Source organism: Pauljensenia hongkongensis (assembly GCF_001746855.1).
In the GTDB taxonomy this organism is placed as follows: Bacteria; Actinomycetota; Actinomycetes; order Actinomycetales; family Actinomycetaceae; genus Pauljensenia; species Pauljensenia hongkongensis.
Window position 1 is genome coordinate 451,960 of sequence record NZ_CP017298.1, and the last position, 11,538, is coordinate 463,497.

The 11,538-nt window shown below is 70.8% G+C and carries 12 protein-coding genes; 1 reads left to right on the forward strand and 11 read right to left on the reverse strand.

The features are described 5' to 3' along the window. Positions 1-111 precede the first annotated feature (111 nt). Positions 112-861 carry a HisA/HisF-related TIM barrel protein gene (locus tag BH719_RS01890; protein WP_050790607.1) on the reverse strand — a complete coding sequence of 250 codons (750 nt, stop codon included), beginning with the start codon at positions 859-861 and terminating at the stop codon, positions 112-114. Then, on the reverse strand, positions 840-1,487 hold the full coding sequence (locus tag BH719_RS01895) for a hypothetical protein (RefSeq protein WP_009743042.1): 648 nt from the start codon (positions 1,485-1,487) through the stop codon (positions 840-842). Before BH719_RS01895 ends, BH719_RS01890 begins: the two co-directional genes overlap by 22 nt. 92 nt (positions 1,488-1,579) lie before the next feature. Here BH719_RS01895 and BH719_RS01900 point away from each other — a divergent pair, with 92 nt between their 5' ends. Further along, a complete protein-coding gene (locus tag BH719_RS01900; protein WP_009743043.1) occupies positions 1,580-1,813 on the forward strand; it encodes an RNA-binding S4 domain-containing protein in 234 nt (77 codons plus the stop codon). A gap of 12 nt (positions 1,814-1,825) precedes the next feature. On the opposite strand, the gene dnaE is transcribed toward BH719_RS01900, so the two are convergent. The 9 genes from dnaE to BH719_RS01945 all read right to left on the reverse strand — a co-directional run. Next, entirely contained in the window at positions 1,826-5,365 is a 3,540-nt protein-coding gene (dnaE, locus tag BH719_RS01905) for a DNA polymerase III subunit alpha (RefSeq protein ID WP_009743044.1), read from the reverse strand. 71 nt (positions 5,366-5,436) lie between these two features. Then, positions 5,437-6,351: an RluA family pseudouridine synthase gene (locus BH719_RS01910; protein WP_009743045.1), complete on the reverse strand. Its 915-nt coding sequence runs from the start codon at positions 6,349-6,351 to the stop codon at positions 5,437-5,439. Further along, on the reverse strand, positions 6,344-6,943 hold the full coding sequence (gene lspA, locus BH719_RS01915) for a signal peptidase II (protein WP_009743046.1): 600 nt from the start codon (positions 6,941-6,943) through the stop codon (positions 6,344-6,346). Before lspA ends, BH719_RS01910 begins: the two co-directional genes overlap by 8 nt. Before the next feature lie 64 nt (positions 6,944-7,007). Beyond that, positions 7,008-7,577: a DivIVA domain-containing protein gene (locus BH719_RS01920; protein ID WP_009743047.1), complete on the reverse strand. Its 570-nt coding sequence runs from the start codon at positions 7,575-7,577 to the stop codon at positions 7,008-7,010. A 183-nt stretch (positions 7,578-7,760) separates the two neighbouring features. Continuing rightward, positions 7,761-8,075 carry a YggT family protein gene (locus BH719_RS01925; RefSeq protein ID WP_009743048.1) on the reverse strand — a complete coding sequence of 105 codons (315 nt, stop codon included), beginning with the start codon at positions 8,073-8,075 and terminating at the stop codon, positions 7,761-7,763. An 8-nt stretch (positions 8,076-8,083) separates the two neighbouring features. Then, complete coding sequence (locus tag BH719_RS01930) at positions 8,084-8,542, reverse strand: cell division protein SepF (RefSeq protein WP_009743049.1); 459 nt, start codon at positions 8,540-8,542, stop codon at positions 8,084-8,086. Positions 8,543-8,626: 84 nt separating this feature from the next. Then, entirely contained in the window at positions 8,627-9,394 is a 768-nt protein-coding gene (locus tag BH719_RS01935; RefSeq protein WP_009743050.1) for a purine nucleoside phosphorylase YfiH/LACC1 family protein, read from the reverse strand. Then, positions 9,394-10,677 carry a cell division protein FtsZ gene (ftsZ, locus tag BH719_RS01940; RefSeq protein ID WP_009743051.1) on the reverse strand — a complete coding sequence of 428 codons (1,284 nt, stop codon included), beginning with the start codon at positions 10,675-10,677 and terminating at the stop codon, positions 9,394-9,396. The genes BH719_RS01935 and ftsZ overlap by 1 nt, the downstream gene beginning before the upstream one ends. Before the next feature lie 125 nt (positions 10,678-10,802). Further along, positions 10,803-11,538: cell division protein FtsQ/DivIB (locus BH719_RS01945; protein ID WP_009743052.1), on the reverse strand; the 736-nt coding region annotated here is incomplete at its 5' end.

The window sequence follows — 11,538 nt, forward strand, 5'->3', positions numbered from 1 at the left end:
CCATGGCCTGGCCCGCGTCGGACCGGTCGCGGGCGGGCATCGCCAGCCTGGCGGCCAGGCGGGCCCTCTGCTCATCGCTGGGCCCCGGCTCGGCCCGCCCCGTTCCCCCGCTCATTGCCGTGCCTCCCGCACGGCCTCGAGCGCTTCTTCCAGGGTGAAGGCGCCCTCGTAGAGGGCTTTGCCGACGATGGCGCCCTCGACTCCGTCGACGGCCGCCAGGGCGCGCAGGTCGTCGAGGGAGTCCACGCCCCCCGAGGCGAGGATCCCCGCGTCCGTGGCTCCGCTGACGCGCTGGAGCAACTCGATGTTGGACCCGGCCATCATGCCGTCCCTGTGGACGTCGGTGACGACGAGCAGGCGCGCACCGGCGCGGTTGAGGGCGTCGATGGCCTCCCACAGCCCCCCGCCGCGCCCGCCGCCGCGGGCCCTGAGGCGCTCGCCCTCGACGTCGAGGCAGACCGCCGCGCGCGGGCCGAGGTCGCGCACCGCGCCGCACACGAAGTCCATGTCCGCCAGCGCCTGGGTGGCGATGTTGACGCGCGCGGGGCCCATCTCCAGCGCGTTGCGCAGCGACTGGGCGTCGCGCACTCCCCCCGACAGCTCGACTTCCACTCCGGCGCCCCTGATCGTCTCGCGGATGACGGAGTCGTTGTCTCCGCGCCCGTAGGCGCGGTCGAGGTCGACCAGGTGCACCCACGCGGCCCCCGCCCCGGCGAACGCGCGCACGACCTGGGCCGGGGGCCCCCAGGAGGCGCCTGAGTCGACCACGCCGCGGCTCAGGCGCACCGCCGCGCCGCCTGTGACGTCCACGGCGGGCAGGACGGTGAATCCGCGCGCGCTCACTTCTTCCTCTTGAACCATCCGAAGGGGCCCCCGCCCCTGCGCGCCCCCTCGGCGCTCACCGAGTCCGGGTAGTCGGCGGGGGTCGTCCGGCCGAGCAGCAGATCCTCGGTGGCCTGCGGCATCGACCCCATGAGCAGCCCAGCGGGGATCGTCTCCTCCGGTTCGCCCGCCACGTAGCGCTGGGCCGAGATACGCCCGGACACTCCGGGCTCCACGCCGTCCCCCTCGACCAGCCAGGACATGAGGGCGACGGCCCCGTACTTCGACAGGCCCGACACGGCGCGGGCGACGCGGTCGACGGCGTCCGGCATCGGGCGGGTGCCCGTCAGCAGCACGTCCAGCTCCTCCTCGTCGGTGGGCGTCGTCTCCACGCGCAGCCACACGGCGGTCCACGGTTTGAGCCGCACCACCGACTCGCGCACGTCCGACAGCGCCAGCAGCGAGTGCAGCACCTCGGGGTGGGCGATGGGGGCCAGGACCAGCGCGACCGACAGCCTCCCCCCGTCCAGGTGCAATGACTCGTCGACCGGCGTGTCGTCGGGGCCGCGGGCGGGTCCTGGCGGGCCCCCCGCCTCGGCGGGGTCCCCCATCCGGGCCACCAGGCTCGCGAATTCGGCATCGATGTCGTCGTCGTGGACGCCCACGGCTCCTCCTCAGTAATCGTTGGGTCCAGGATACTTGTGACGCATCGGCGCGCGAAATGCAACAATGGTGCCACCGCTGAAAAGGAGACACTGTGACGGACACGCCGGAGATCCCCGTACGCGGGCAGATCCGCCTGGGCCAGTTCCTCAAGCTCGCCGCCCTGGCAGAGGACGGCGCGCAGGCCCGCGGACTCGTCCAGGGAGGCGATGTGCGCGTCAACGGGGCCACGGAGGTCCGCCGGGGCCGGCGCCTCTCCCCCGGCGACCTCGTCGAGGTCGACGCCCCCTGGGGGGTCTGCGCCGCCCGCGTCGGCTCCGCCGACTAGAGAGCGCCCCCCTCAGCGCCCGATGACCCCGCCCGCGCCGACGACCGCCTTGATGTGGCTGAAGAACGCGTTCGTCTGCGCCACGCGGTAGCGGGGATCCAGTTCGACCACGGTCTCGCGCCCGGGCTCCCTCACGTGGAGGCGCACCGGCGAGGCGCCCGGGTAGGACTCGAGCACGCCCTTGAGGTCCGTCAGCAGCTTGGCCGTGCACCGCGATGCGGGCAGGCGCAGGTCCAGCGGCGCGTCCGACTCGCTCGACAGGTCGAGCAGTGTCATCGACTGCCCGTAGACCGCCATCCCCTCGTCGCGCACATTGACCTTGCCCTCGATGCCGACGATCGCGTCCTGGGCGAGGTAGGTGGAGATCGACTCGTAGGCGCGGGGGAAGAAGAGGACCTCCACCGAACCCGAAAGATCCTCGATGGTGGCGATCGCCCACGCGTTCCCCTGCTTCGTCACCTTCGTCGTCACGCCCGACACGAGGCCCGCGATCTTGACGACGCGGTCGGCCATGGCCCCCTCCGAGCCCACCACCTGCGCGATCTCGTAGTCCTGGTGGCGGGCGAGCGCCCCCTCCAGGCCCCGCAGCGGGTGGTCCGAGACGTACAGCCCCAGCATCTCGCGCTCGGCGGCCAGTTTCTGCTTCCGGTCGAACTCGGGCAGGTCGGGGATGTCGATCGCCAGCGAGGAGCCGCCCGCGCCGTCGTCGAGCCCGCCGAACAGGTCGAACTGGCCGATCGCCTCGTTGCGCTTGACGTCGATGACCGCGTCCACGGCCTCGTCGCAGCGCGCCAGCAGCGCCCTGCGCGTGTGCCCCATCGAGTCGAAAGCACCCGCCCGGATCAGGGACTGGATGGTCCGCTTGTTGCACACGACCTGCGGGACCTTGTCCAGGAAGTCCTGGAAGGAGGCGAAGCGCCCTTTCTCCTCGCGGGCGCCCACAATCGCCTCGACCACGGGGCCGCCGACGTTCTGGACGGCGCTGAGTCCGAAACGGATGGCCTCCCCGTCAGGGGCGAAGTTGCCCATCGAGGCGTTCACGTCGGGGGGCAGCACGGTGATGTCCATGTGGCGGCACTCGGCCAGGTACAGGGCGCGGCGGTCCTTGTTGTCCTTCGTCGAGGTCAGCAGGGCGGCCATGTACTCGGTCGGGTAGTTCGCCTTGAGGAAGGCCGTCCAGTACGACACGAGGCCGTAGGCGGCGGAGTGCGCCTTGTTGAACGCGTAGGCGGAGAAGGGGACGACCACGTCCCACAGGGCCTTGATGGACTCCTCCGAGTAGCCGTTGTCGACCATCCCCTGGCGGAAGCCCTTGAACTGCTGGTCCAGGACCTCCTTCTTCTTCTTGCCCATCGCCTTGCGGAGGATGTCGGCCTGCCCCAGGGTGTAGCCCGCCAGTTTCTGGGCGATCTGCATGACCTGCTCCTGGTAGACGATCAAACCGAAGGTCGTCCCCAGGATCTCCTCGAGCGGCTCGGCCAGCTCCGGGTGGATGGGCGTGATCTCCTGGCGCCCGTTCTTGCGCAGCGCGTAGTTCGTGTGCGAGTTCGCGCCCATGGGGCCGGGGCGGTACAGGGCGCCCACGGCGGAGATGTCCTCGAAGTTGTCGGGCTTCATGAGCTTGAGCAGGTCGCGCATGCCGCCGCCGTCGAGCTGGAAGACCCCCAGGGTGTCGCCCCGGCCCAGCAGCTCGTAGGTCTTCGCGTCGTCGAAGCGGATGTGGTCGAGGTCGGGGTCCTCCTTCCCGTTGATCGCGATGTTCTCCAGCGCGTCGGACACGACCGTGAGGTTGCGCAGGCCCAGGAAGTCCATCTTCAGCAGGCCCAGCGTCTCGCACGTCGGGTAGTCGAACTGGGTGATGATGGCCCCGTCCTGGGGGCGCTTCATAATGGGGATGATGTCGGTGAGGGTGTGGGAGCTCATGATCACCGCGCAGGCGTGCACGCCCCACTGCCTGGTGAGCCCCTCCAGGCCGAGGGCGTACTGGACGACCTCGTGGGTGTCGGGGTTGTCCTCGTAGAACTTGCGGAACTCGGCGGCCTCCCCGTAGCGCTTGTCGCCCTGGTCGAAGATCCCCGCCACGGAGATGTCCTTGCCCATGATGGCGGGGGGCAGCGCCTTGGTGAGCTGCTCGCCCATCTTGAAGTCCTTGCCCAGGATGCGCGCCGAGTCCTTGAGGGCCTGCTTGGTCTTGATCGTCCCGTAGGTGACGACCTGGCTGATGCGGTCCTCGCCGTACTTGCGCTTGACGTAAGCGATCACCTCGTCGCGCCGGCGCTCGTCGAAGTCGACGTCGAAGTCGGGCATCGAGATGCGCTCCGGGTTGAGGAAGCGCTCGAAGATCAGCCCGTGCTCCAAGGGGTTCAGCTCTGTGATCTTCATCGCGTAGGCGACCATCGAGCCCGCGCCCGAGCCGCGCCCCGGCCCCACGCGGATCCCCTGGGACTTGGCCCAGTTGATGTAGTCGGCGACAGTGAGGAAGTAGCCGGGGAAGCCCATCGAGATGATGACGTCCTCCTCGTACTGCGCCTGTTCGCGCACGTCGTCGGGGATGCCGCCCGGGAAGCGGTCGTTGAGCCCCCGCTCGACCTCCTTGACGAACCAGGAGGTCTTGTCCTCGCCCTCGGGGACGGGGAAGTCGGGCATGTAGTTGGCGCCCTCCTTCGTGGTGGTGAAGCGGACGTCGCAGCGCTCGGCGATCTCCAGGGTGGCGTCGCAGGCGCCGGGCAGCTCCCTCCACAGCTCGCGCATCTCCTGGGAGGAGCGGATGAAGTAGCCGTCGCCGTCGAACTTGAAGCGGTCGGGGTCGTTGATGCGCGCCCCCGAGTTGATGCACAGGAGGGCGTCCTGGATCTTGCGGTCCTCCTTCTTCACGTAGTGGGAGTCGTTGGTGGCCACCAGGGGCGCGTTCATCAGGCGCGCGATCTCGAGGACCTGGGAGTGGACGCGCCTCTCGATGTCGATGCCGTGGTCCATGACCTCGACGTAGAAGTTCTCGGGACCGAAGATGTCGCGCAGTTCGGCGGCCTCTGCCACGGCCTCGTCCCACTGCCCCAGGCGCAGGCGGGTCTGGACCGCGCCCGAGGGGCAGCCGGTGAAGACGATGAGCCCCTCGTGGAACTTGGCGAGCAGCTCTTTGTCGGCCCTGGGCCATTTGCCGAACTGGCCGTCGGTCGAGGCGTAGGACCCCAGGCGGAACAGGTTGTGCATGCCCTGGGTGCTGTAGGCGATCAGGGTGAGGTGGTTGTACGAGCCGCCGGCGCTGACGTCGTCGGAGCGCTGCCACGGCTCGCCCCATGTGACCTTGTGGCGGTCGAAGCGCGATGTCCCGGGGGTGACGTAGGCCTCGAGGCCGATAATGGGCTTGACACCCGCGGACACGCAGTTCGTGTAGAAGTCGTAGGCCCCGAAGAGGTACCCGTGGTCGGTCAGGCCGATGGCGGGCTGGCCGAGGCGGGCAGCCTCCTGGGCCATCGCCTGCGTTTTCGCCGCTCCGTCCAGCATGGAGTACTCGGAGTGGTTGTGGAGGTGCACGAAGGGGTCAGACGCCATGGTCCGATTCTACGTGCCGCAGGCGCGGGCCACCGGCCGCGCGCGCCGGCCCGGACGCGCCCACCGGGCCCTCAGGGGTGGCGCAGGACCTCGAGGGCGGCGGCGAGGTCGGACGGGTAGGGGCTGCGCACCGTCGTCGGCGCTCCCGTACGCGGGTGGGCGAAGGAGAGTTCGACGGCGTGGAGCCACTGGCGGACCAGGCCCAGCCGCTCGGCCTGGCCCGGGTCCGCGCCGTAGAAGGCGTCGCCCACGCAGGGGTGCCCCACGGCCGCCATGTGGACGCGGATCTGGTGGGTGCGCCCGGTCTCCAGGTGGATCTCGGCCAGGCACGCGCCCGCCATCATCTCCAGGGTGTCGTAATGGGTGATGGCGCGCTTCCCGCCGTCGATGACCGCCATGCGCCACTCCCGCGAGGGGTGGCGGCCGATGGGCGCGTCGATGGTGCCCGAGGCCGGGTCCAGGTGCCCGGCGACCACCGCGTGGTAGACCTTCGTGACCGTGCGCTCCTTGAAGGCCCGCTTCATGACGGAGTACGCGAGTTCGGATTTGGCGACCATCATGGCCCCGGAGGTGCCCACGTCGAGGCGGTGGACGATGCCCTGGCGCTCGGGCGGGCCGTGGGTGGTGATGCGGTAGCCCGCGGCGGCGAGGTTGCCCAGGACCGTCGGGCCCTCCCACCCGGGGCCCGTGTGCGCCGCGACCCCGACGGGCTTGTCGACGACGACGATGTCCTCGTCGTCGTAGAGGATGTCCATCCCGGTCACGGGGACCGCCTTGACGGCCGGGTCGGGCATGTCGATCCCGATGATGTCGGCGGCGCCCAGGCGGTCGGACTTGCCGGCGGTCCGCCCGTTGAGGGTCACCGCGCCCTGGGCCGCCAGGTCAGCGCATTTCGAGCGGCTCATCCCGAGCATGCGCGACAGGGCGGCGTCCACGCGCTCCCCGACGAGGGCGTCGGGCACGGGGAGCAGGCGGCCCTCACCCATCGGCGCCGCCCGCCGTTGCCGCAGGGGGCGCCTCCGGGGCGCCCCCGCGCTCCGTGGAGCCGTCGGCCTGCTCCGCCGCGCCGCCCCCGGAGTCCTTCCCCGCATGGGCGGCGGCGCCTCCGCCGCCCTCGCGCGCCAGGGAGAGGACCAAGGCGGCGGCTGCCACCACGATCCAGATGTCGGCCACATTGCCGACGAACCAGTCGCCGTAGCCGATGAAGTCGATGACGTGGCCCTGTCCGAAGGAAGGGGGTTGGAAGAGGCGGTCGATGAGGTTGCCGACGGCGCCGCCCGCCAGCAGGGCGATGGACGCGCGCGTGGCGGTGTCGGCGGAGCGCCGGTAGAGCCAGGCCATCGCGCCCAGGATCACGACCGCGAGGACGGTGAACATCCACGTCCGCCCTGATCCGACGGAGAACGCCGCGCCGGGGTTGCGCACGAGCTCGAGGCGCAGGAACCGGCCGACGAGGGCGATGGAGCGCCCGTCGGCCAAGGCGGATCGCGCCCACCACTTGGTGATCTGGTCGGCGGCGACGGCGAGCAACAGGACCGCCAGGCACACCGCGTTGCGGTTGGGGGCGCGTGAGGGCATGGGGCTCAGTGTAACCGCTGGCGGCGCCGCGCGTGCGCCACCGCCAGCGGGGAGCGGGCCGGGTTCAGTTGTCGCCGTCCGAGCCGACCTCGGCGAGCAGCGACTCGAGGTGTCCGCGCAGGTTGGAGCGGTACTCGGACTCGAAGGTCCGCAGGCCGTTGATCTTGTTCTCCAGCAGCTCCCGCTCCTGGTCCAGCTGGGTGAGGATGGTCTCGTGCTGCTTCTGGGCGTCGGCGATGATCTCGTCGCGCTTGGCATTGGCGTCGGCGATGATCTTGGCGGACTGCTCCTCGCCGTCGCGCACGTACTCGTCGTGGACGCGCTGGGCCAGGGCGAGCATCGAGGTGGCGGACTCGGCGTCCGGGGCGCCGGCCGCCAGGACGGCGGCGGGCTCGGGAACCGCGGGGGCGGCGGACTGCGCGGGGGCCTTGAACTCGCCGTCGCTGAGCTCGGCGACGCGCCGCTCGGCGGCCTCGAGCTTCTCCTTGAGGTCCTGGTTCTCCATCTGGAGCGCGTAGATCGTGGAGACGACCTCGTCGAGGAACTCGTCGACCTCGACCTGGTCGTAGCCCTCGCGGAACTTGACGTACTGGAACTTCTTGTTGAGGACGTCCTCAGTGGTGAGCAGGGCCATTTCATCGCCTTTCGGTCGTATGGGTTGGTGGCACCGCGGTTCTTACTGCAGCGCTCCTGGACGACCGAATGGGGGCCGCCCGCTTACACATCACGTGAATAATATCCGAAATCGTCACACTAGCAACACACATCACCCCCGTGGCGCGGTGTTCCAGTCCGGCCGCCGCTGCGGAAGGGCCCGTCATAGCGCGACGACGGCGAAGGCGGCCGCGAACCGCTGGATGACGATGATCACGGCCCACAGGACGACGAACCCGATGTCCACGCTCATCCCCGAGCCCAACCGCAGGGGCGGGATGAAGCGCCGCAGGAAGCGCAGCGGCGGATCGGTGAGCGTGTAGACCGCGTTCGCCAGGACCAGCGCCGCCCCCGAGGGGCGCCACGAGCGGGCGAAGAACCTCGCCCAGTCCAGGCCCACTCTGACCAGGAGCACGAGGAGGTAGAGGTTCGCGATCACGTAGACGGAGTGCGCGGCCCACGCGACGGCTACGGACACCGTCGGCCTCAGCCCTGGTTGTACAGGGCGCCACGGCGCGCGCCCATGGCCTCGCCCGGGATCTCGACGTTCTTCGGGGACAGCAGGAAGACGCGGTCGGTGACGCTCTCGAGCACCCCGCGCAGTCCGAAGGTCAGGCCCGCGGCGAAGTCGACGAGGCGGCGGGCCTCCTCGTAGCTCACGTCTGTGAGGTCGAGGATGACGGGCGTGCCCTCGCGGAAGGCCTCGCCGATGACGCGGGCGTCGGAGAACGCGGTGGCGTGCACGGGGAGGATGCGCGAGAGCTCCTCGGAGGGGATGGGCTCGGGACGGCGGACCGGCGCCAGGGAAGGACGGGTCGCTGGTGTGATGTCGGCCACGGGGGCAACCTCTTCCATGTCGTCGTAGTCATCGAATTCGTCGTCCTCGGCATCGGGCGAGTACCACCCCATGAACTTGCGCGCTCGCGCACCGAACGATTCGCTCATTATTCCTCCTTCGCCGATCGCATATGCACAAACTAATGCCAGGTCGGCCCGAGTCCGCGCAGCCCGGGCGGCATGTCGCCACACTCAGGCGGCGGCGACCACCAGCGCCTGGCGCCCGCAGGCGCTGTCGCGCCGGAAGGAGAATAGCGAGGCGTCCTCCAGGGTGCAACGGGGATCGACCGCGACCCGGCACCCCATGGCCTCGAGCTGGCGGCGCGCCGCCCCCGGCAGGTCGAGGCCGGCGCTCCCCCACCGGGTCCGCGAGCCGATGCCCTCCGCCTCCGCCTCCGCCTCGTCGCGCATGGATCCGGGGACCTCGTAGCACTGCCCGCAGATGGCGGGGCCGATGAGGGCGGCGGGGGCCTCGGCGCACAAGCCGCTCATAGCGCGGACCGCCGCGACGAGGATGCCGGACAGGAACCCCCTGCGCCCGGCGTGCACCGCCGCGAGGACGCGGCCCCCGTCTGCGGACAGGACGACGGGCAGGCAGTCCGCGGTCATGACGGCCAGCGCGGGCGCGCCCTCCCACCCCCGGGCGTCGATGACGACCCCGTCGGCCGGAACGGGCCCGTACTCGCCCTCGCAGCGGCTGTCCAGGGGGGCGTAGGCGCCTCCGGCGCGCATGATCGGCCCCATCTCCCCCAGGCCGACCACGGCCACGTCGCTCGAATGGGTTTGGTCCATCCACACGATCGGAGCGCCCAGGCGCGCGGACAGGTAGCGGCGGCGCGCGTGGACGGCCTCCGGGTCGTCGCCGACGCCCAATGAGACGTTGCCGACGAGCGGGCCGGTGCCCGGGTCCGCCTCGGTGAGGAAGACCCGGGCACCGCCGAGGGGGGCCAGGGAGCGCATCAGCGCAGGAAGTCCGGGATGTCGAGCTCCTTCTCCGCCGGATCCTCGAACACCCGGGGGACCTCGAAGGACGCCGGTTCGGAGGGCTCCTCGGCGTACTCGGCGACGGCCGGGACCTCGACCGGGACCGGCCTGGTCGTCGGCGCGGAGCGCACAGCCGGGGTCTCAGCGCGGTGCTGGGCGTTGCGGCGCAGGTTGACTGCGGGGATGTCGCCCAGGGTGCCGGACTCGCGGCCCCCGTCGGAGGCGGGGGCCGGGCGCAGGGAGGACACCCCCGGGGCCTTCTGGATCGCGGGGACCGCCGGGATGGTCGCGGTGTGCGAGACGGGGGGCGCCACGACGTCGTCGAAGCCCGCGGCGATGACGGTGACACGGATCTCGTCGCCGAGGGAGTCGTCGATGACGTTGCCGAAGATGATGTTCGCCTCGGGGTGCGCCGCCTCCCGGACCAGCTGCGAGGAGTCGTAGATCTCGCGCAGTCCGAGGTCGGAGCCGCCCTGGAAGAACATGAGCACGCCGTGGGCGCCGTCGATGGAGGCCTCCAGCAGCGGCGAGGAGATCGCGGTCTCGACCGCCCGGGTGGCGCGGTCCTCGCCGGTGGCAGCGCCGATGCCCATGAGGGCGCTGCCGGCGTCCTTCATGACGGACTTCACATCGTTGAAGTCGACGTTGATGAGGCCGGGGGTCGTGATGAGCTCGGTGATCCCCTGCACGCCGGACAGCAGCACCTGGTCGGCGGCCTTGAAGGCGTCGAGCACGGAGATGTTGAGCTCCGAGATCTCCAACAGCCTGTCGTTCGGGATGACGATGAGGGTGTCGACCTCGCCGCGCAGGGTCTCCACGCCGGTCTCGGCCTGGGCCGCGCGGCGGTTCCCCTCGAAGGAGAAGGGCCGCGTGACGACGCCGACGGTGAGGGCCCCGCCCTGTCGGGCGATCTTGGCGACCACGGGGGCCGCGCCGGTGCCCGTCCCGCCGCCCTCGCCCGCCGTGACGAAAACCATGTCCGCGCCGTCGAGGGCAGCCGTGATCTCCTCGACGTGGTCCTCGGCGGCCTTGCGCCCGACCGACGGATCCGCGCCCGCGCCGAGGCCGTGGGTGAGCTCCCTGCCGATGTCGAGCTTCGTCTCGGCGTCGGACATGAGCAGCGCCTGGGCGTCGGTGTTCACGGCGATGAACTCCACGCCCTTGAGCCCGACCTCGATCATGCGGTTGACGGCGTTGACGCCACCGCCGCCGACGCCAACGACTTTGATCACTGCCAGGTGGTTTTGCGGCGAAGCCATGGATGTCTCCCTTGCATCAAACCTTCAACCTCTAGTGGAAGGTTGATGTTGTACGTGCTGTATGTCGGGAAGACGGTAGAGCCCCGTGCCCCCGTCTTCAAGACAACACGCGGCCGACCCGCGTGTTAACTGGTCACCGGCCGCGCCGGGACCGACACATCGTAGGTCGAGGCCGACCTCTGCGCCAGCAGAGCCGCCAGCACCTGGGCCTTGGGGACCGCCTGCCCCCTGGTGCCCCACTTCACAGTCCTGGAGCCCCGCAGGGCGATCGTCACCTGGGCGCCGTCCGAGGCCAGGGACTCCACCTCCTGGCGGACTCCCCCGTCCAGCGCGTCCCACGCCTCCAGGACGTCCGCGGCCGCCTGCTGGCGGTCCCCCTCCGGCAGCGACACCAGGGGCAGCCCCGCGGGCGGGGCGTCGGCCGTGGCGAAGGCGACGCCCTCGGAGTCCACCAGCGCGTAGCCGGATCCCCCGGCCTCGTACATGGCGCCCCGGCGCGCGGTGATCTCGATCATCAGCCCGCTCGGCCACCTGCGCGAGACGACGGCGTCCTTGACGGCCACATCCGCCATGACGGCCTCGCGCACGCTCCCCGTGTCCAGGCGGGTGATCGGCGTGCCCTCGAAAGCGGCGACGGCCGAGGCGATGCGCGCCGCGTCCACGGACGTCCCCTCCACGCCGCTCACGCGCACGCTGGACGCCGAAAGGGCGAAGAGCGGGGAGAAGAAAACCCCCCACACCACGAGCGCCACGGCGGCGAGGGCGCCCAGGACCGAGGCCGTGCGCGTGAGGGCCAGCCTCCGTTTCGCGCGCGCCCGCTCGCGCCGACGCTCGTCGATGTCGGTGGCGCTCCCCGCGGGC

Bases quoted from the DNA above. Each gene is read 5' to 3' on its own strand.
- BH719_RS01890 (WP_050790607.1), bottom strand. From the start codon at position 861: ATGGTTCAAGAGGAAGAAGTGAGCGCGCGCGGATTCACCGTCCTGCCC.
- ftsZ (WP_009743051.1), bottom strand. From the start codon at position 10,677: ATGGCTTCGCCGCAAAACCACCTGGCAGTGATCAAAGTCGTTGGCGTC.
- BH719_RS01930 (WP_009743049.1), bottom strand. From the start codon at position 8,542: ATGAGCGAATCGTTCGGTGCGCGAGCGCGCAAGTTCATGGGGTGGTAC.
- BH719_RS01910 (WP_009743045.1), bottom strand. From the start codon at position 6,351: ATGGGTGAGGGCCGCCTGCTCCCCGTGCCCGACGCCCTCGTCGGGGAG.
- dnaE (WP_009743044.1), bottom strand. From the start codon at position 5,365: ATGGCGTCTGACCCCTTCGTGCACCTCCACAACCACTCCGAGTACTCC.
- BH719_RS01920 (WP_009743047.1), bottom strand. From the start codon at position 7,577: ATGGCCCTGCTCACCACTGAGGACGTCCTCAACAAGAAGTTCCAGTAC.
- lspA (WP_009743046.1), bottom strand. From the start codon at position 6,943: ATGCCCTCACGCGCCCCCAACCGCAACGCGGTGTGCCTGGCGGTCCTG.
- BH719_RS01935 (WP_009743050.1), bottom strand. From the start codon at position 9,394: ATGCGCTCCCTGGCCCCCCTCGGCGGTGCCCGGGTCTTCCTCACCGAG.